This is a genomic window from Streptomyces sp. NPDC107500, assembly GCF_055582785.1.
Genome location: NZ_JBVJPF010000009.1, coordinates 185,479 through 204,043 on the forward strand (window position 1 = coordinate 185,479; position 18,565 = coordinate 204,043).

The 18,565-nt window shown below is 73.6% G+C and carries 16 protein-coding genes; 4 read left to right on the forward strand and 12 right to left on the reverse strand.

The window, feature by feature from the left end:
- The first annotated feature begins 374 nt into the window (after window positions 1-374).
- Window positions 375-1,775, forward strand: coding sequence for a serine/threonine protein kinase (locus ACZ67M_RS32800; protein ID WP_392104068.1), 1,401 nt, complete (start codon window positions 375-377; stop codon window positions 1,773-1,775).
- A gap of 7 nt (window positions 1,776-1,782) precedes the next feature.
- On the opposite strand, the gene ACZ67M_RS32805 is transcribed toward ACZ67M_RS32800, so the two are convergent.
- From ACZ67M_RS32805 to ACZ67M_RS32845, 9 genes are all read right to left on the reverse strand, one after another.
- The gene (locus tag ACZ67M_RS32805; RefSeq protein WP_469853851.1) at window positions 1,783-2,601 is read right to left on the reverse strand and encodes a TrmH family RNA methyltransferase; all 819 of its coding nucleotides are present in this window, start codon (window positions 2,599-2,601) and stop codon (window positions 1,783-1,785) included.
- Window position 2,602: 1 nt separating this feature from the next.
- Window positions 2,603-3,835, reverse strand: coding sequence for a uroporphyrinogen-III C-methyltransferase (gene cobA / locus ACZ67M_RS32810; protein ID WP_392104066.1), 1,233 nt, complete (start codon window positions 3,833-3,835; stop codon window positions 2,603-2,605).
- A 203-nt stretch (window positions 3,836-4,038) separates the two neighbouring features.
- A complete protein-coding gene (gene cobT / locus ACZ67M_RS32815) occupies window positions 4,039-7,593 on the reverse strand; it encodes a nicotinate-nucleotide--dimethylbenzimidazole phosphoribosyltransferase (protein WP_469853852.1) in 3,555 nt (1,184 codons plus the stop codon).
- A 347-nt stretch (window positions 7,594-7,940) separates the two neighbouring features.
- Window positions 7,941-9,161, reverse strand: coding sequence for a precorrin-6y C5,15-methyltransferase (decarboxylating) subunit CbiE (gene cbiE / locus ACZ67M_RS32820; RefSeq protein WP_361360805.1), 1,221 nt, complete (start codon window positions 9,159-9,161; stop codon window positions 7,941-7,943).
- A gap of 115 nt (window positions 9,162-9,276) precedes the next feature.
- Window positions 9,277-9,915, reverse strand: coding sequence for a GNAT family N-acetyltransferase (locus ACZ67M_RS32825; protein ID WP_361360803.1), 639 nt, complete (start codon window positions 9,913-9,915; stop codon window positions 9,277-9,279).
- A gap of 156 nt (window positions 9,916-10,071) precedes the next feature.
- On the reverse strand, window positions 10,072-10,899 hold the full coding sequence (locus ACZ67M_RS32830) for a MetQ/NlpA family ABC transporter substrate-binding protein (protein ID WP_361360801.1): 828 nt from the start codon (window positions 10,897-10,899) through the stop codon (window positions 10,072-10,074).
- A 68-nt stretch (window positions 10,900-10,967) separates the two neighbouring features.
- Window positions 10,968-11,702 (reverse strand): methionine ABC transporter permease, encoded by a 735-nt coding sequence (locus ACZ67M_RS32835; protein ID WP_161327554.1) that lies wholly within the window; start codon window positions 11,700-11,702, stop codon window positions 10,968-10,970.
- Window positions 11,699-12,745: a methionine ABC transporter ATP-binding protein gene (locus ACZ67M_RS32840; protein ID WP_385797067.1), complete on the reverse strand. Its 1,047-nt coding sequence runs from the start codon at window positions 12,743-12,745 to the stop codon at window positions 11,699-11,701. Before ACZ67M_RS32840 ends, ACZ67M_RS32835 begins: the two co-directional genes overlap by 4 nt.
- Before the next feature lie 436 nt (window positions 12,746-13,181).
- The gene (locus tag ACZ67M_RS32845) at window positions 13,182-13,832 is read right to left on the reverse strand and encodes an HAD family hydrolase (RefSeq protein ID WP_161327552.1); all 651 of its coding nucleotides are present in this window, start codon (window positions 13,830-13,832) and stop codon (window positions 13,182-13,184) included.
- A 95-nt stretch (window positions 13,833-13,927) separates the two neighbouring features.
- Here ACZ67M_RS32845 and ACZ67M_RS32850 point away from each other — a divergent pair, with 95 nt between their 5' ends.
- Window positions 13,928-14,287: a hypothetical protein gene (locus ACZ67M_RS32850; RefSeq protein ID WP_122617245.1), complete on the forward strand. Its 360-nt coding sequence runs from the start codon at window positions 13,928-13,930 to the stop codon at window positions 14,285-14,287.
- A 1-nt stretch (window position 14,288) separates the two neighbouring features.
- Window positions 14,289-14,705 (forward strand): hypothetical protein, encoded by a 417-nt coding sequence (locus ACZ67M_RS32855; RefSeq protein ID WP_125494046.1) that lies wholly within the window; start codon window positions 14,289-14,291, stop codon window positions 14,703-14,705.
- A gap of 26 nt (window positions 14,706-14,731) precedes the next feature.
- Here the strand turns inward: ACZ67M_RS32855 and ACZ67M_RS32860 are convergent, their stop codons facing one another.
- From ACZ67M_RS32860 to ACZ67M_RS32870, 3 genes are all read right to left on the reverse strand, one after another.
- A complete protein-coding gene (locus tag ACZ67M_RS32860) occupies window positions 14,732-15,229 on the reverse strand; it encodes a GNAT family N-acetyltransferase (protein ID WP_122617247.1) in 498 nt (165 codons plus the stop codon).
- Window positions 15,230-15,286: 57 nt separating this feature from the next.
- A complete protein-coding gene (locus tag ACZ67M_RS32865; protein WP_125494037.1) occupies window positions 15,287-15,781 on the reverse strand; it encodes an RNA polymerase sigma factor in 495 nt (164 codons plus the stop codon).
- A gap of 74 nt (window positions 15,782-15,855) precedes the next feature.
- Window positions 15,856-17,031, reverse strand: a complete 1,176-nt coding sequence (locus ACZ67M_RS32870; RefSeq protein ID WP_392104062.1) for a glycerophosphodiester phosphodiesterase — start codon at window positions 17,029-17,031, stop codon at window positions 15,856-15,858.
- A 493-nt stretch (window positions 17,032-17,524) separates the two neighbouring features.
- On the opposite strand from ACZ67M_RS32870, the gene ACZ67M_RS32875 reads away from it, so the two are divergent.
- On the forward strand, window positions 17,525-18,196 hold the full coding sequence (locus ACZ67M_RS32875; RefSeq protein ID WP_469853853.1) for a lysophospholipid acyltransferase family protein: 672 nt from the start codon (window positions 17,525-17,527) through the stop codon (window positions 18,194-18,196).
- Window positions 18,197-18,565 lie beyond the last annotated feature (369 nt).

The following is an 18,565-nucleotide window of genomic DNA, read 5'->3' on the forward strand; positions in this document are numbered from 1 at the left end:
CCCGGACGGGGTGCCCGCCCTGCCCCGGTATCTCCGGGCCGTCCGGTGACTTCGCTCACTTCCGACAACGCCCCGTACGCCCCCGTCCTTGCCGGCCGCCCGACCCGGACCGGCCCGCACGGCAGGCACCCCGCGTCTTCCCCGCGTCCGCCGCCCGTCCGGCCCGGCCTCCCTTCGCGGACCCAATCCCCCGCCCGTGACGGCCGGTTGGGATCACCGGCGGGCCGGGGGCGGACCGCTCGCCGGTTCCCTGACCGCCCCTCAACTGTCGCACCGGGCACTGACAATCCGTCGTCGCGAGAGGGCGCGGCCTCTGCGCGCGGGCGGCCGTGGAAACGTAAGCTGTGGCTCGTCACAGGGACCGGGCAGCGGGGATGAACATGGCGATGATGCGCCTGAGGCGCGAGGACCCGCGCGTCGTCGGCTCGTTCAGGCTTCACAGGCGGCTGGGCGCGGGTGGGATGGGCGTGGTCTACCTGGGCTCCGACAAGAAGGGGCAGCGGGTCGCGCTGAAGGTCATCCGGCCGGACCTGGCGGAGGATCAGGAGTTCCGGTCGCGCTTCGCGCGTGAGGTCTCGGCGGCCCGGCGGATCCGGGGCGGCTGCACCGCCCGGCTGGTCGCCGCCGACCTGGACGCGGACCGCCCCTGGTTCGCCACGCAGTACGTGCCCGGCCCCTCCCTGCACGACAAGGTCGTCGACGGGGGCCCGCTCGGAGCGGCGGACGTCGCCGCCGTGGGCGCCGCCCTCTCCGAGGGCCTGGTCGCGGTGCACGAGGCCGGGGTGGTGCACCGGGACCTGAAGCCGTCCAACATCCTGCTGTCCCCGAAGGGGCCGCGGATCATCGACTTCGGCATCGCCTGGGCGACGGGCGCCTCCACCCTCACCCACGTGGGCACCGCGGTCGGCTCCCCCGGGTTCCTCGCGCCGGAGCAGGTGCGCGGGGCGGCGGTCACGCCGGCCACGGACGTGTTCTCGCTCGGTGCCACCCTGGCGTACGCCTCGATGGGCGACTCGCCCTTCGGGCACGGCAGTTCCGAGGTGATGCTGTACCGCGTGGTGCACGAGGAGGCCCAGCTGCACGGCGTTCCCGACGCGCTGGCCCCGCTGGTGCGGGCGTGCCTGGCCAAGGACCCCGAGGAGCGCCCCAGCACGCTGCAACTGTCGCTGCGGCTGAAGGAGATCGCCGCCCGCGAGGCCCAGGGCCTGGCCGACGCCCGGCCGCCGGCGCCGCGCAGCGCGGAGGCCGACCTGCCGACGGGACGGCTCACCGACACCTACCCCGAGCGCGCGCCACGGCGTACGCAGGGCACCCCGGCGCCGCGGAGCACCCCGGGATCCCGTGGGCCGGCGCCCCGGCGCGCCACTCCGTCGCGTGGGGGTACGCCCGCGCGTGGCGGTACGCCGTCGCGCAACGGCGGTACGGGCGCCCGTTCCTCGTCCCGGTCCACGCCCGTCCCCCGGGACGGCGCCGGCCGCGGTGGCGCACGCAACGACGGCGGCCGTCCGGGGCCGCGCAGCGGTACCGGCCGCACCGGGCCGAGAACCACGGGAACCGGGCGGCGCCGCCCCGCGAATCCGCGGCTGCTGCGGCAGCGCCTGTTCGTCTTCGTGGTGGTGACGCTGCTGGTCGCGCTGGGTATCGCCGTCGCGCAGGGCTGCCAGGGCCCGGCCCAGGGGCTCGGCGACGACCGCGGTGTCGTACGGGCGGCTCAGGAGCGGGTGCAGGTGCCCGGCGACGGATCCCGCTCCGGGGACCCGGCACCGGGGCGGTAGCCGCGGGCTACGCCGTGGGGCGGCCCACCGTCACCGCGTAGAAGGCGACCGCCGCCGCCGCGCCCACGTTCAGGGAGTCGACGCCGTGCGACATCGGGATGCGGACCCAGGTGTCGGACGCGGCCAGCGCGCGGCGGGACAGCCCGTCGCCCTCGGCGCCCAGCATGAGGGCCACCCGCTCCATGCGGTGCGGGGCGACCTCGTGCAGGGGCTCGGCCCGTGCGTCCGGCGTGAGGGCGAGCAGCGAGAATCCCTCCTCGCGGACCGTCTCCAGCCCGGCAGGCCAGGTGTCGAGGCGGGCGTAGGGCACGGAGAAGACCGCGCCCATGGAGACCTTCACGCTGCGCCGGTACAGCGGGTCGGCGCAGTCCGGGGAGAGCAGGACCGCGTCCATTCCGAGGGCGGCGGCGGAGCGGAAGATCGCGCCGATGTTGGTGTGGTCGTTGACCGACTCCATGACCACGACGCGCCGGGCGGTGCGCAGCACGTCGGCGGCGGCCGGAAGCGGCCTGCGCTGCATGGAGGCGAGGGCGCCGCGGTGGACGTGGTAGCCGGTGACCCGCTCGGCGAGCACGGGGTCCATGACGTACACCGGGGCCGGGGCCGCTTCGATGACGTCGCGCATGGTGTCGACCCACTTGGCGGACAGCAGCATCGAGCGCATCGCGTAGCCCGCCTCGCCGGCCCGGCGGATGACCTTCTCGCCCTCGGCGATGAACAGGCCCTCGGCGGGTTCGCGGCGACGGCGCAGTTCGACGTCGGTCAGGTTCGTGTAGTCGTGCAGGCGCGGGTCGCCGGGGTCGTCGACGGTGACGATGTCGCCCATGTCAGACCGTCCCGTGCGGGCCCACGCCGACGACCTCGCCGACGACGATGACGGCCGGGGGCCTGACGCCTTCGGAGACGACCCGGTCGGCGACGGTGGCGAGGGTCGCGTCCACCCGGCGCTGGGCGGCCGTCGTGCCCTCCTGGACCAGGGCGACCGGCGTCCCGGGGGACCTGCCGTGCGCGACGAGGGTCTCGGCGATCCGGCCGATCTTGTCGACGCCCATGAGGATCACGAGGGTGCCGGTGAGCTTGGCGAGGGACGCCCAGTCGACCAGGGAGCGCTCGTCGTCGGGGGCGACATGGCCGCTGACGACGGTGAACTCGTGGGCGACGCCGCGGTGGGTGACCGGGATGCCGACCGCGCCGGGCACCGAGATGGAGCTGGAGATGCCGGGGACGACGGTGCACGGGATGCCCGCCTCGGCCAGCGCCTGCGCCTCCTCCATGCCCCGGCCGAAGACGAACGGGTCGCCGCCCTTCAGGCGGACCACGGCCTTGCCCTGCTTGGCGTGCTCGATCAGCGCGTTGTTGATGGCCTCCTGGGCCATGAAACGCCCGTACGGGATCTTGGCCGCGTCGATGACCTCGACGTGCGGCGGCAGCTCGGCGAGCAGGTCGCGCGGGCCGAGCCGGTCGGCGATGACGACGTCGGCCTCGGCGAGCAGGCGGCGTCCCCGGACGGTGATCAGGTCCGGGTCGCCGGGGCCGCCGCCGACGAGGGCGACGCCGGTGGCGCGGGTGCGCTGGTGCGGGGCGACGAGCGTCCCGTCGCGCAGGCCCTCCACGACCGCGTCGCGGATGGCGGCGGTGTGGCGGGGGTCCCGTTCGCGCGCGTCGGTGGTGAGCACGGCCACGGTCACGCCCGCGCTGTGGCCGGACGCCGGGGTCCACGCGGTGGCCCGGTCGGCGTCGTCGGCGCGGACGCACCAGACGCGGCGCCGCTCGCCCTCGGCGGAGGCGGCGGCGTTGGCCTCGGCGTCGCTGGTGGCGATCAGGGCGTACCAGGCGTCCGTGAGGTCGCCTTCCGCGTACCGGCGTCGCTCCCAGGTGAGTTCGCCCGCGTCGACCATCGCCTCGACCGAGGCGGTCGCCGAGGGGGAGACGAGGAGGACGTCGGCGCCGGCCGCGATCAGGGCGGGCAGGCGGCGCTGGGCGACCTGACCGCCGCCGAGGACGACCACGCGACGGCCGGTGAGGCGGAGGCCTACGGGGTAGGCGGGGTGTTCGGCCATCAGGGTGGGCTCCTCGTCCTGACATGCGGTGGGCGCTGCGTCGGTGGAGCGGCCCTGACGTGGGGATACGTGCGGATTGTAAAAGACGTGCACGGGCGGCACGAGGTCGGTCCAGCGTACGGCCGGGCCCGGGCGGTGGCGGGACGGGGCGACGGATGTGCCGCCGCCCGGTCCCGCTCCGCCCCGTCCGGCGCGTCGCGGTGCTACTTCTCGGTGACCCCGGCCGAGTCGAAGGTCGCCACCTCGTGCATCGCCCGCGCGGTGCTCTGCACCATCGGCAGGGCCAGCAGCGCGCCGGTGCCCTCGCCGAGGCGGAGGTCCAGGTCGACCAGGGGACGCAGGCCGAGCTTGTTGAGCGCGGCGACGTGTCCCGGCTCGGCGCTGCGGTGGCCCGCGATGCAGGCCGCGAGGACCTCGGGGGCGATCGCCCGGGCCACCAGGGCGGCGGCGCCGGCGCTGACGCCGTCCAGGATCACCGGTGTGCGCAGGGAGGCGCCGCCGAGGAGCAGGCCGACGATGGCGGCGTGCTCGAACCCTCCGACGGCGGCGAGGACGCCCAGCGGGTCGGCCGGGTCCGGCTGGTGGAGTTCCAGGGCACGGCGGACGACCTCGGTCTTGCGGGCCAGCGTCTCGTCGTTGATGCCGGTGCCCCGGCCGGTGACCTCGGCGGGGTCGGCGCCGGTGAAGACGGAGATCAGCGCGGCGGACGCGGTGGTGTTGGCGATGCCCATCTCGCCGGTGAGCAGGGCCTTGTTGCCCGCCGCCACCAGGTCGCGGGCGGTCTCGATGCCGACCTCGACGGCCTGCTTGGCCTCCTCGCGGGTCATCGCGGGGCCGGTGGTCATGTCGGACGTGCCGGCCCGGACCTTGCGGGGCAGCAGGCCGGGCGTCGCGGGCAGGTCGGTGGCGACGCCGACGTCCACGACGCAGACCTCGGCGCCGACCTGGGTCGCGAACGCGTTGCAGACCGCTCCGCCGCCGAGGAAGTTGGCCACCATCTGGGCGGTGACCTCCTGCGGCCAGGGGGTGACGCCCTGGGCGTGCACCCCGTGGTCGCCGGCGAAGACCGCGACGGCCGCGGGCTCCGGGATGGGCGGCGGGCACTGCCGGGAGAGACCGGAGAGCTGGGCGGAGATGATCTCCAGCATGCCGAGCGCGCCGGCCGGCTTGGTCATCCGCTTCTGCCGCTCCCACGCCTCGCCGAGCGCCTTGGCGTCCAGCGGGCGGATCTGCGCGACGGTCTCGGCGAGCAGGTCGTGCGGTGCCTCGCCGGGCAGGGCGCGGCGGCCGTACGTCTCCTCGTGCACGACCCAGGACAGCGGGCGGCGCTTGGACCAGCCGGCCTGCATCAGCTCGGGCTCGTCCGGGAACTCGTCGACGTAGCCGACGCACAGGTAGGCGACGACGTCCAGGTGCTCGGGCAGGCCCAGGGCACGGACCATCTCGCGCTCGTCGAAGAAGCTGACCCAGCCGACGCCGAGGCCCTCGGCGCGGGCGGCGAGCCAGAGGTTCTCGACGGCGAGCGCGGAGGAGTACGGCGCCATCTGCGGCTGGGTGTGCCGGCCCAGGGTGTGCCGGCCGCCGCGCGTCGGGTCGGCGGTGACGACGATGTTGACCGGGGTGTCGAGGATGGCCTCGATCTTCAGTTCCTTGAACTGCTTGGCCCGGCCCTTGGGGAGGGACTTCGCGTACGCCTCGCGCTGACGCATCGCCAGTTCGTGCATGGCGCGGCGGGTGTCGGCGGAGCGGATGACGACGAAGTCCCAGGGCTGCGAGTGGCCCACGGAGGGCGCGGTGTGCGCGGCCTCCAGGACGCGGAGCAGCACCTCGTGCGGGATGGGGTCGCCGCGGAAGCCGTTGCGGATGTCGCGGCGCTCGCGCATGACCTTCAGTACGGCCTCGCGCTCGGCGTCGTCGTAGGCGGGCGCCGCGGGTCCGGCGGACCGGCGTACGTCCTGGGACGCCGTCTGCTCCGGCGCCGGAGCGGCGGCGTCGACGAGGTCGTCCTGGTCGGCGGCGTGGGTGTCCAGGTCGTCGGCGCTCTGGGCGAGGCCCGGGTCGGCCTCGCGGGGGGCCGGGACCTCGGGTGCGGCGGGGACCGTCGCGGGGTCCTCGGTGCCGGGCTCCGCGGCCAGGCCCTCCGGCGGGAGGACGAGCGCCTCCGGCGGGGTGGGGGCGAGGTGCGGGGTGGTGGGCACCGGAGCACCGTCGACCGGCAGGAACTGGCCGACGGAGTCGTCGGGCTGCGGCTCCCGGGCGACGGGCGCCTGCTCGGGCCGCGGCTGTTCGGCGGTGGCGGCGACCGGGGTCGCGGCGGTGTCCGCGGGCTCGGGCGGGGCGGGGAACACGGCCACGTCCTGGGGCACGTCCTCCTGCGGGGCGTCCGGGGCCTGTTCGGCGGTGGGGTGGGCTTCGGGGGCGGGCTCGGCGAGCGGCTGCGCGGCGGCCACGACGTCCGGCTGCGCGGGTGCCGAATCCTGCGGTACGGCCTGCGGTACGGGGGGTGCCTGCGGTTCGGGCTGCGGCACCTGGGCCTGCTGCACCGGTGCGGGCGGTTCGGTGGCCGCCGGTGCCTCCGGGACCGGGGCCGGTTCGGGCTCGGTGACCTCGGGGGCGGGTTCGGCCGTCGGGACGGGCGGCGCGGGCATGTCCGCGACCGGCGTGTCCGGGGCGTCCTGCAGCGCGGGAGCCTCGGCGGGCGGGGCCTCCTGCAGCGCGGGAGCCTCGGCGGGCGGGGCCTCCTGAGGCGCGGGAGCCTCGGCCGGCGGGGCCTCCTGAAGCGCGGGAGCGTCTGCGGGCCGGGATTCCTCCCACGCCGCCGGTTGCTCGGGAGCCGACGGTTCGGAGACCACGTCGGTCACGTCGGCTTCTTCGGCCGCCTGGGCCTCTTGGCCCGCGTCAGCCGCCGGGGCCACGGCGTCCGTGGCGACCGGCTCGGGGGTGGACTCCGCGAAAACGGGCTCGGGGGCAGGCTCCGCGACGACCGGCTCGGGGGCGGGCTCCGTGGCGGCCGGCTCGGGGGCGGGCTCCTCCGCCGGGCCGGGCATCTCGGCCACCGGCGCGGACTCCTCGCCGGACTCGGCCTCGGGCGTGCCCGTTCCACCCGTCGCCGCGACGGCCTCCGTGGCGACGCGCGTGACGAGCGCCTGGGCGGCGCCCAGCGGCTCGGATGCCTGCTCCGGTACCGGAATAACCGTTTCCGCATGCCCCGCCGAGGCGCTCACCGGCGCCTGCGCGGTCTGTGGCTCGCTCTGCGCTCCCCAGGGCGCGGCGGCCTGCGGAGGCGTCGCGGCGGCCTGCTGGCCGTCGAGGTACTCCGGCCCGGCGGCCGGCGGTCCGGAGTGCCGTACCGGAGCGTCGGCCGGGCCGCGGTCGGCGAGGGAGCGGACCGGGCTGGCGGAGGTGTCGGGAATCGGCGGGCCGAGGTGCAGGGGCCTGCGCGGCGGGACCGGGGCGGTCGCGGGGTCCTGCGCCGGATCGGGCAGGCGGACGCCGTTGAGGTCGACCGAGCCGCTGTCACGTCCGGACAGCTCGTGAGGGCCCGGCTGGTGCACGGTCTCGACGACCGGCTCCGGCGCGGGCGGCGCCACCTCGTTGCCCCACGCGCCCTGGGCTCCCGGCAGCAACAACAGGTCCTCGTCCTCGGCTTCGGCCTCGGAGAGGTAGGTGTACGCGCCGGGTGCGGGGACGCCCGGCTGCTCCACCATGCCTGCGTTCTCCGGCAGCCCCTCGCCGGGGATCTGGCCGGTGTCGGTCATGCGTAACCCCTCGCCCATCGGTTAGTGCTTCTACGACCAGCTCACCCGGGGCGGCGCACCGACCGCCCCACAGTGAAGAACGAGCGTGCGTGCCCAGCGGCACGAACGACCCGCGGGAAAAGACGACAAAGCCATTGAGTGCCATTGTCGCGGTCGTTCCCCCGCCACGACAGCTTGATCCGCGACGGCCCGCTGTGGACTGCGCCACGTTGCGCGTCCTCCGGTTCTGCCGTACCACACCCGGCCCGGAAGGTGCGGGTTTTTGCGGACATCGGCCGACGAAGTGCCGGGTGTCCGAGTGCGGTACAACAATCCGCCAGCCTACCTCGCGCGGTATGAACAACCGATCACGGGGCGCGGTCCACAAGGACCCCGGTGAGCAGGAACGCGACGCTCCGCTCCGTCTCCGTCCACGCCCGGGTGTCCAGTCCGACGGACTGGAGCAGGGCGCACTCGACCCGGTACCCGTGCTCCGTCAGGTCCCTGCCGACGAGTTCGGCCGCGTCACGGGTCGCGGCGTGCGCCACGATGCGCTGCGGGCGCCGGTCGGCGACCGCGGAGACCACGGCCGCTCCCCCGCCGCCGACGCGGACGACGTCGGGTTCGGGCAGGTTCTCCAGGACGTGCGGCGCGGTGCCGTGCACGACCTGGAGCTGGACCCCGAAGTGGCGTGCGGTGGCCTCGGTGCGGGCGCAGGCGTCGGCGTCGCGGTCCACCGCGATGACGGCGGCGCCACCACGTGCCGCCTCGGTGGCGAAGGCGCCGCTGGCGGAGCCGATGTCCCACACCAGGTCCCCCGGGCGGGGCCCGAGCCTGGCGAGTTGGGCCGTGCGCAGCAGGTCGGTCTCGCCCTCGCCCAGCGGGCCGGCGTACGCCTCGGCGGGCAGGGACCAGCCGCGCGGTCCGGCGGCGGGGTCGCGGCCGGCGATCCAGCCGGCGCCGTCGGGTGCCACGCCCGGCCCGACGCTGCCGCCGGCCACGATGACGACGTTCGGGTCGCGCCAGGTGTGGTCGGCGGCCTTGTCGGAGGTGACGACGGTGACCCGCTCGCGTGTGGTGCCGAGTTCCTCGCAGATGACGAAGGTGCGGTGGACGCCCTCCATCAGCAGGCCGAGTTCGGCGGGCCCGGCGCCCGGGGAGGTCAGAACCGCGACCTTGGTGTGGGCCCGGCATACGTTCACCGCCCGTCGCAGGGTGCGGGGGTGGGCGACGACCACATGGGCGTCGTCCCAGGGCATCCCGGCGCGGGCGAAGGCGGCGGCCACGGAGGAGACGGCGGGGACGACCTCCACCTCCAGGCCGAACTCGGGCGCCCGCAGGGTGCGTACGACGCCGAAGAAGCCGGGGTCGCCGTCGGCGAGGACGACGGTCGTGCCGCGGTGGGCGGCGATGCGCCGGGCGGCGAGGGCCACGCTGCCGAGACGGATGCGCTCGGCGGTGGGCGGTACCTCGGGAAGTGCCAGGTGGTGGGCCGCACCGGCCACCAGCGTGGCGGCACCCAGTGCGGAGCGTGCCGCGGCGGTCAGCGGTGAACCGTCCCAGCCGATCACCGTGACACGGTCGGCCATCGTCGTCAGTCTCCAGGAATTTCGCAGGTCGTGGTCGCGAAACCATGCGCGGGCGCGCCCCGTGAGGGTACCCGCTGCGGCCCGGTCGCGGAGCGGCGGCGTCGGCCCCCGGGGGTCAGTTCCAGTCCGTGAAGGCGGTGAAGTCGCCGTCCTCGGTGAGCTGCCCGGACCCACCCTCCAGGTCCTCCGGCAGCAGGCTCCACACGATGAAGTCGGTGCGTACGTCCGTCCAGAGGCCGTCCTCGGTGCGGACCCGCGCTATGCAGGCGTTGCGCAGGACTCCCTCACTGATGCAGCCGATCTTCTGGGCGACCTGCTGGGAGGCGGTGTTGTCGGCCGCCGTGCGCAGTTCGAGGCGTTCGAACTTCTGGTCGCCGAAGAGCCACTGGGCGGTGGCCAGGGCCGCCTCGGAGGCGTATCCCTCGCCGCGGGCCCAGGGGGCGACGATGTACGACAGTTCGGTGGACCGGACGTGCCAGTTGGTCTTGGTCAGCTGCACGACGCCGACCAGGCGCTGGGTGAGGAACTCGGTGACGGCGAGGTCGAGGCCGCGGCCGGCGGTGCGCTCGGCCGGGGCGTGGTCGCCGATCCAGGTGCGGGCGCCGTCCTCGGTGAAGGGCTGGGGGACGTGGGTCCAGGCGGCGACCTGCTCGTCGTTCATCATGGCGGCGAGGGCGGGGACGTCGTCCTCGTCGAGGGGGCGCAGCACCAACCGCTCCGTGCTGATGGAGATGTTGGGGAAGGTGCTCGTCATGCGCCGCTCCGTAACCTGTGTAACCGTCAGGGCCTGCTCGAACTGCCCAGCATGCAGCATGAAAGCACTCGGCCGCACCACCGGGTCCGCACCGCGCGTGCGGAGCGGACCCGGTGCGGGACGCGCTGCTGGGATCGGGATCGGAGCAGGGACGGATCAGAAGGAGGGGAGCACGGACCCGGCGAAGTTGTCCTCGATGTACTTCTTGACCTCGGGCGAGGTGAGGAGCTTCGCGAGCTTCTTCACCCGCGGGTCGTTCTCCTGGCCCTCCTTGACGACGAGGAGGTTGACGTTCGGGTTGTCCTTGGCGGACTCCAGTACGAGGGCGTCCTTGGCCGGCTTGAGGTCGGCCTCGAGGGCGTAGTTGCCGTTGATGACCGCGGCGTCGACGTCGTTCAGGGAACGCGGGGTCTGGGCCGCCTCCAGCTCCTTGAACTCGAGGTTCTTCGGGTTCTTGGTGATGTCGGCGGTGGTGGCCGAGTTGCCCGCGCCGTCCTTGAGGGTGATCAGGCCCTCGGAGGCGAGCAGCTGCAGCGCGCGGGCCTCGGTGACGGTGTCGTTGGGCAGGGCGATGGTCGCGCCGTTCTTCAGGTCGCCGGCCTTGTCGGCCTTGTGGGAGTACAGGCCGAGCGGCTCCAGGTGCACCGAGGCCACGGACTTCAGGTGCGTGCCGTTCTTCTTGTTGAAGTCCGCGAGGTAGGGCTCGGTCTGGAAGTAGTTGGCGCCCACCGAGCCGTCCTCCGTCGCCGTGTTCGGCGTGACGTAGTCGGTGAACTCCTTGACCTCCAGGTCGAGGCCCTCTTTCTGCGCCAGGTTGTCCTTGACGTAGCTGAGGATCTCGGCGTGCGGGACGGGCGTCGCGGCGACGACCAGCGGTCCGGAGGTGTCGGAGGCGGAGTCCTTGTCCGAGCCGCAGGCGGAGAGGCCGAGGGTGAGGGCTCCGGTGGCGAGGACGGCGGTGGTGATCTTGGCGGTGTTACGCACGAAAAGTGCCTTTCCTGAGGTGGTGCGACCCCGTCTCGGTACAACGGGGAGTCTTGGGGAGGGGCGGGTCAGGCGACCTTGCCGATGTCGGCGGCGGCCGGTTCCTTCGCCTTGAGCAGCCGGAGCCTGGGGGCGGCGCCGCCGCGCCCGCGGCTGTGCAGGGTGCGGGCCGCGTAGTCGCCGGCGAACTGGATGAGGGAGATGACGACGGCGAGGAGCGCGACGGTGATCCACATCAGCCCGGTCTCGAAGCGCTGGTAGCCGTAGCGGACGGCGAGGTCGCCGAGGCCGCCGCCCCCGACGGTGCCGGCCATGGCCGAGTAGCCGATGAGCGCGATGACCGTGGTGGTGGTGCTGGCGATCAGGGACGGGAGCGCCTCGGGGACCAGGACCTTGCGGACGATGGTCCAGGTGTTGCCGCCCATGGACTGGACGGCCTCGACGAGCCCTCCGTCGACCTCGCGCACGGCGGTCTCGACGAGGCGCGCGAAGAACGGGATGCCGCCGATGGCGAGCGGCACGATCGCGGCCTCGCTGCCGATGGTGGTGCCGGTGACCCAGCGGGTGAAGCTCATCAGCGCGACCATCAGGATGATGAACGGCATCGAGCGGCCCACGTTCACGACCTGGCCGACGACCTTGTTGACCACGACGTTCTGGAGCAGTCCGCCCCGGTCGCTGAGGACGAGCAGGACACCGAGCGGGAGCCCGGCGACGACGGCGATCAGGGTGGACCAGCCGACCATGATCAGGGTCTCCCAGGAGGCCTGCTCCAGCAGGGGCTGCATCTCGGACCAGGTCACTTGGCACCTTCCTTCACCAGCGCGGACGGCGCCTCGCTCGTCGCGTTCACCACGTCGATCTGGAGGCCCTGTTCGCGCAGGAAGCCGACGGGCACGACGTTGTCCTCGTAGCGGCCGGGCAGTTCGATGCGCATCCGGCCGACCTGGAGGCCGCCGACGGTGTCGATGGCGGCGCCGAGGATCGATATGTCGATGTTGTAGGTGCGGGAGAGCTGGGAGATGACCGGCTGGGTGGCGGCCTCGCCGTGGAAGGTGATGTCGAGGACCGTGCGGTCGTCGGCGGAGGCGTCGCCGCCGACCGGGAAGAGCGCGGCGGCCAGTTCGGAGCCCGGGGTGGCGAGGAGTTCGCCGACGGTTCCGGACTCGACGATGCGGCCGTGTTCCATGAGTGCGGCGGAGTCGCAGATGGTCTTGACGACGTCCATCTCGTGGGTGATGAGCAGGACGGTCAGACCGAGCTGCTGGTTCAGGTCGCGCAGCAGCTGGAGGATGGAGCGGGTGGTCTCCGGGTCGAGGGCGCTGGTCGCCTCGTCGGAGAGCAGCACCTTGGGGTCGCCGGCCAGGGCGCGGGCGATGCCGACGCGCTGCTTCTGGCCGCCGGAGAGCTGGGCGGGGTAGGCCCCCGCCTTGTCGGCGAGGCCGACGAGGTCGAGCAGCTCCAGCGCCTTGCGGGAACGTTCCTTCCCGGACTTGCCGAGGATCTCCAGCGGCAGTTCGACGTTGTCCCGCACGGTCCGCGCGGAGAGCAGGTTGAAGTGCTGGAAGACCATGCCGATACGGCTGCGCGCCTGCCGCAGCTCGCGGCCCGCGCGGGGGCCGCGGCCGGCCAGCGCGGTGAGGTCCTGGCCGGCGACGGTGACCGTGCCGGCGGTGGGCCGCTCCAGGAGGTTGACGCAGCGGATGAGCGAGGACTTGCCGGCGCCGGACTGGCCGATGACGCCGTAGACCTCGCCCTCGCGGACGTGCAGGTCGACGCCGTCCAGGGCGGTGACCTCGCGGCCGCGTGAGCGATAGACCTTCGTGAGGCCCGATGTGGTGATCACGTGGGTTTCCGTCACTGTCGAGTGCGCGGCGCGGTGGTGGGCGCCGGGCACGGGGCGTTGTTCTTCGGGGGCTTGGGGTCCTTCGGAACGCGGCACGTTCTCGCGGTGGCGGTGCGACCCGGCTGACCGGGGAGAAACGTGTGCGCGGGGCGTGGCTCAGCCGCGTGCGCGGGGCGCGGTGGCGGTCATGAGCGGCGCTCGCTTCGGGGCGCGAGGCTCAGGTGGTGCAGGGGCCCTCTAGAAGGCGCACATTCGACACGTGCGAGGAGCGATGCGGCACATACAACGAGCACCGGGCGTCATCGTCGCCTCGGTCGCAGGGGTGCGGTCGCTCGTCGTGCTCATGCGATCAGTAAAGCAGACGTGTGCTCGTGACCGGACGCCGCTGTCCGCATGGTGGACAGCGGTGGACGGTGGGTGGTCGCGGGCCGGTGGATCAGCCCCGGACGACGATCTCGATGCCCGCGTCGGTGACCAGTGGGGACAAGGCCGACAGGTCGGTGACCACCAGGTCGGCCTCGAGTTCACCGGGCCGGTGGGTTGTGGCCAACGCCACGGTCCGCATCCCGGCGGCGCGGCCGGCCCGGAGACCGGCGGGGGCGTCCTCGAAGACGACGCAGTCGGCCGGGTCGACGCCCAGGACGCGGGCGCCCAGCAGGTAGGGCTCGGGGTCGGGCTTGCCGCGTGTGACGTCGTCGGCGGCGACGAGGTTCTTGGGGAGGACGTCGACGGCCGCGAGCCGGGCCTCGGCGAGCCGCCGGGTCGCGGAGGTGACCACGGCCCAGCGATCGGCGGGCAGCGCGTCGAGGAAGTCCCGGGTGCCGGGCAGCAGTCGCACGCCGCCGTTCGGCACGTCCTCGACCTCCAGCTGCTCGATCCGCGCGACGGCCTGCGGCACGGCGTGGGCGGGGAGCAGGTCGGCGGCTATCTCGGCGGCGGTCCGGCCGTGCAGTTCGACCCGTGAGAACTCCTCCGCGGTGATCCCGTACTCACCGGCCCACCGCGTCCAGCAGCGGCCCACGGACTCGAGGGAGGAGACGAGGGTTCCGTCGTTGTCGAACAGCAGGGCCTGTGCGTGGAGCTTCATGCCCCCGACCCTACGGGTCCGCCGCGGGTCTGTGCCGGGTGCGGGGGGCGGGGCCGGGGACGGCGGGCCTTTTGGACCGTAATAGGCTCGCTGCCATGCTTGACGCCCTGACGCTGGTGACCGGTGTCGCCGCGCTGCTGCTCGCCGCCTGGTGCGGCTGGGCGGCCTACCGTGACCAGCCGACCAAGGACTGGCACTTCATCGGCATGGCCGTGGTCTCGCTGCTGGCGCTGGTCCAGCTCGTGGTCGGGATCGTGCAGCTGGCGCGGGGCGAGGAGCCGGACCAGGGCACGACGATCTTCGTGGCGTATCTGCTGGGCGCCTTCGCCTGTGTTCCGGCGGCGGGGTTCATGTCGCTGGCCGAGCGCACCCGCTGGGGCTCGGTGACGGTGGCCGCGGGCGGCGTCGTCCTCGCCGTCCTGGAGGTGCGGCTCTATGACATCTGGGGAGGCTGACGTGGTGGCCACGGAGGAGAAGCCGGCCGGTGCGCGGCTGATCGGCGGGCCCGGGATCCTGCTGGTGTGGCTGTACGGCGTGATGGTGGTCGGCGCCGTGTCCCGCTCCGCGTACCAGATCGCGACCGAGTTCGACCGGGCACCGCTGCCCTACACGCTGTCCGCCCTGGCGGGGCTCGTGTACGGGTTCATCACCTACACGCTGGTGCGCGGCGGCGAGACGGCCCGCAGGGCGGCGGTGGTGTGCTGCGCCGCCGAGCTGGTGGGCGTGCTGACGGTCGGCACCTGGACGATGGTGGAGCCGTCCGCCTTCCACGACGCGACCGTGTGGTCCGACTACGGGATGGGCTACCTGTTCATTCCCGTGCTGCTGCCGCTGTCCGCCCTCTACTGGCTGCGCCGGGCCCGCACCGCGTAACGCCGCCGCACGGTCCCGGCGGTGGGTCAGGCGGTCGTCGCGTACGCCGTGGCGGGCTTCTCCAGGACGATCATGGGGACGCCGTCGTCGCCCTGGGCGGTGCCGACCGTCTCGTAGCCGACCCGCCGGTACAGCCGCAGGCCGCTCTCGCTGCGGTGTCCGGTGTGCAGGCGGAAGCGCTTGGCGCCCCGCTCGTCGGCGAGGGCGGCCTCGGCGGCCCGCAGCAGACGGGCTCCGATGCCGTGTCCCTGGAGCCGGGGATGGACGCACAGCTTGCCGATGGCGGCGGCGCCGTCCTCGCTCACCCGGCCGCGCACCGAGCCGACGACCTCCTCGCCGAGCCGCGCCACGTAGACGCAGTCGGCGGCGACCTCGCCGCGCACGGAGTCCAGGGTCTGGACGAGCGGGTCGATGCGGTAGTTGCCGTACAGCGCCGCCTCGCTCTGGAAGCAGAGGTACTGCAACCGGAAGATCTGCTCGGCGTCCTTTTCGGTCGCCGCCGAGATGGTCACGCTCATGCCCATGTGCGCATGCCTCCCGCTCACCTGATCACCTGTGGTCCCCCACTCCTATCCCCGTCCTCAGCGGGCCGCAACCTCCGGCGTCAACAATCGGCGCAGACATCCCAGACATCGGGAACGTTCCGGTCCAAGGCTGCCCTGTGAGATACCCAACTCCCCCGCGATCTCCCGGTATGTGAGGTCTCTCCGCGACAACAGCGCCTCCATCAGCCGGGGGCAGCGGCCGGGCAGCCTGCGCACCGCGTCGCGCAGGGCGCGGTGCCGGGCGGCGGCGAGGGCGAGTTGCTCGGGATCGTGCTCGGCGGCACCGGCGGGCTCGGTCTCGTACGGCCGCTCGCGCCGGGTCGTCCGGCGGGTGCGGCGGGCCTCGGTGCGGACGGCGCGGCGCAGCCAGCGGTGCGGGTCGGAGGGCGGGCCGTCGGCTTCCAGGCGTTCCAGCAGGCGCAGCCAGACCGCCTGTTCCAGGTCGCCGGGCTCCGCTCCGGACGCATGTGCCTCGGCCGCGGCCTCGGCGGTGAGCAGGGGGCTCAGGGAGGTGACCAGGTCGTGCGTCATACGGACGTCGACGCGGCCGCCCGGGCGGCGGGTTGCCCGGGCGGCCGAAGCTCACTCCAACCGGGGGCGGGCGCTCAGTCGTTGACGAAGTCCTCGCGGGCGAGCACGCCGGTGTCCGGGTTGTCGGTGAAGATGCCGTCGATGCCGGTGGCGAAGTAGGTGCGGAACGCCCCGAAGACGTCGCCGTAGGCGTCGGGGTCGCCGCCCTTGCGGAACTCGGCGGGCAGGAAGGGGTTCTCGTTGCGCATGGTGTAGGGGTGCAGGATCAGGCCGGCGCGGTGCGCGTCGCGGACCAGGGTCGTCGGTTCGGTGAGCCGGCCCGCGGCGTCCTTCGGGATGATCAGGTCGAGCGTGGGGCCGATGCCCTGTGCGTAGGAGGCGATCTCCTTGAGGCCCTTCGGCGTGATCAGGTCGGCCGTGGTGCGCGGGTCGCCGGTCTCGACGAAGTCCCAGGGGCGGCTGTTCGCGCCGGACAGCAGGACGGCGAGGGGGTTGCCGACGAGCCTGTTCATCCGCTGGATGCTGGTGGGTTCGAAGGACTGGATGATGACGGGCGAGTCCTTGCGGTCCTTGCCGTACTTGCGCAGCAGGCGCGCGAGGCGCTCCTCCGTGCCCAGGCCCAGCTTGCGGAAGTAGGTGGGGTGCTTGAGTTCGGGGTAGATCCAGACCTGCCTGCCCCGCCTGCGGGTCTGCTCGTTCTGCCAGCGGAGCACCTCTTCGAAGGTGGGGATCTCCCAGCGGCCGTCGTAGAGGGTGTTGTGCGGGCGGTTGGCCGCGATGCGCTCGGTCGCGCGGAGCGTCTTCAGCTCGGCGAGGGTGAAGTCCTCGGTGAACCAGCCGGTGGTGGAGACGCCGTCGAGCAGCTTGGTGCGCTCGCGGTCGGCGAACTCGGGGTGGTCGGCGACGTCGGTGGTGCCGCCGATCTCGGGCTCGTGGCGGCAGACGAGGTGACCGTCCCTGGTCGGGACCAGGTCCCCGGCCTCGACGATGTCGGCACCCATGTCGAGGGCCAGTTCGTAGGAGCCGAAGGTGTGCTCGGGGCGGTAGCCGCTGGCGCCGCGGTGGCCGATGACCGTCGGGACGGGCAGACCCCCCAGGCCGCCGCCGTGGCCCCCGCCGTGCCCGGTGCCGGCGGCTCTCGCCGTGCCGGACAGGCCGAACACGGCTCCGCCCGCGCCGAGCACCGCCGCTCCGAGGAGCGCGCGCCGTCCGGTGCCGCCCGCCTGCTCGTCCGACTCCTGCGTTCCCATCAGGGCCTCCTGCCGTCGACGTCGGTGCGGGCCGATCGTAGGGGCGCGTACATGACGAGTGGGAGACCGTGGCCGGAACACGCGGGTGCGGGGTGATGTCGTACGCGGTACGAGCGTGACACCTCAGGCCCGTGAGTGTGACGGGTACGGATGGCTGACGGGTCGTCGGCTTGAGGGCTCTCTGCGGGGGTACGCGATGTCACACGGGTCGGTGGCGCGGCTCCGGCGGCGCGCCTCGTACGGTGCGGGCGGCGCCCGTGCTTCGATCCGGGCCGGGTCGGCACACCCGGACCGGCCACACACCGGTCTCCGGGCGCGACCTGCCTCACACCGGCACGAGGACGTTACCGCCGCGCAACACGACGGCACCGCAGGTGAACACGCGTCAACAGCGCGTAAGACCCGGGTGACCCGAGGTGCGTGACCCCCTGGGCCGCGAGTAATGTCCTCACCTGCACAGACTCATACCGCATCCCCGACACCGGAGGACCCGTTGTCCCGCTTCGCGCTCATCAAGGCAGTGCTCGGCCCGATCATGCGCCTGATGTTCCGCCCACGGGTGGAGGGCGTGGAGAACATCCCGGGCGACGGTCCGGTGATCCTGGCCGGCAACCACCTCACGTTCATCGACTCGGTGATCATGCCGCTCAACTGCGACCGGCAGGTCTTCTTCATCGGCAAGGACGAGTACGTCACCGGCAAGGGGGTCAAGGGGCGGCTGATGGCCTGGTTCTTCACCGGCGTCGGCATGGTTCCGGTCGACCGGGACGGCGGCCGGGGCGGGGTCGCGGCGCTGATGACCGGCCGCCGCATCCTGGAGGAGGGCAAGGTCTTCGGTATCTACCCGGAGGGCACTCGCTCCCCCGACGGCCGGCTCTACCGCGGCCGCACCGGCATCGCCCGGCTGACGCTGATGACCGGCGCGCCCGTCGTCCCCTTCGCCGTGATCGGCACCGACAAGCTCCAGCCGGGCGGCGCGGGGCTGCCCCGGCCGGGCAAGGTCACGGTCCGCTTCGGCGAGGCGATGGAGTTCTCCCGCTACGAGGGCATGGACCGCGACCGCTACGTCCTGCGCGCCGTGACCGACTCCGTGATGACCGAGGTCATGCGGCTGTCGGGCCAGGAGTACGTGGACATGTACGCGAGCAAGGCCAAGGCGGCGTAGGCCTCCGGCGGTCCGGCGGGGAGGACGGCACGCCCCTCGCCGGCGTGCGCCGGGTGGGCCGGCCGCCCTCGACGACGCCGTCCTCCACCGGGCACGGCTGGAGCCTCGCAGAGGCCGGGTCGCTCCGCCACGGAGGAGGTGGGCCGCCCAAGAAGCGCGCGGCTGACCGCGCCATCGGCGGCGAGAACCGCGGACAGCGCGCCGCGCGACCGCACGCGCCGGACCCGCCCAAGCCACGGCGGCGGGTCCCCGAATCGCGGACGGCCGGCATGGACGGCAACCGTGCCAGGGACGGCAGGCCCCGCGGACCCACGGACAGCGGACGCACACACACGAATGGCGAGCCGCACCCCGGGGTGTGGCTCGCCG

Bases quoted from the DNA above. Each gene is read 5' to 3' on its own strand.
- ACZ67M_RS32865 (WP_125494037.1), bottom strand. From the start codon at position 15,781: ATGACGCACGACCTGGTCACCTCCCTGAGCCCCCTGCTCACCGCCGAG.
- ACZ67M_RS32860 (WP_122617247.1), bottom strand. From the start codon at position 15,229: ATGGGCATGAGCGTGACCATCTCGGCGGCGACCGAAAAGGACGCCGAG.
- cbiE (WP_361360805.1), bottom strand. From the start codon at position 9,161: ATGGCCGACCGTGTCACGGTGATCGGCTGGGACGGTTCACCGCTGACC.
- cobT (WP_469853852.1), bottom strand. From the start codon at position 7,593: ATGACCGACACCGGCCAGATCCCCGGCGAGGGGCTGCCGGAGAACGCA.
- ACZ67M_RS32845 (WP_161327552.1), bottom strand. From the start codon at position 13,832: ATGAAGCTCCACGCACAGGCCCTGCTGTTCGACAACGACGGAACCCTC.
- cobA (WP_392104066.1), bottom strand. From the start codon at position 3,835: ATGGCCGAACACCCCGCCTACCCCGTAGGCCTCCGCCTCACCGGCCGT.
- ACZ67M_RS32805 (WP_469853851.1), bottom strand. From the start codon at position 2,601: ATGGGCGACATCGTCACCGTCGACGACCCCGGCGACCCGCGCCTGCAC.
- ACZ67M_RS32870 (WP_392104062.1), bottom strand. From the start codon at position 17,031: ATGGGAACGCAGGAGTCGGACGAGCAGGCGGGCGGCACCGGACGGCGC.
- ACZ67M_RS32825 (WP_361360803.1), bottom strand. From the start codon at position 9,915: ATGACGAGCACCTTCCCCAACATCTCCATCAGCACGGAGCGGTTGGTG.
- ACZ67M_RS32800 (WP_392104068.1), top strand. From the start codon at position 375: ATGAACATGGCGATGATGCGCCTGAGGCGCGAGGACCCGCGCGTCGTC.
- ACZ67M_RS32850 (WP_122617245.1), top strand. From the start codon at position 13,928: ATGCTTGACGCCCTGACGCTGGTGACCGGTGTCGCCGCGCTGCTGCTC.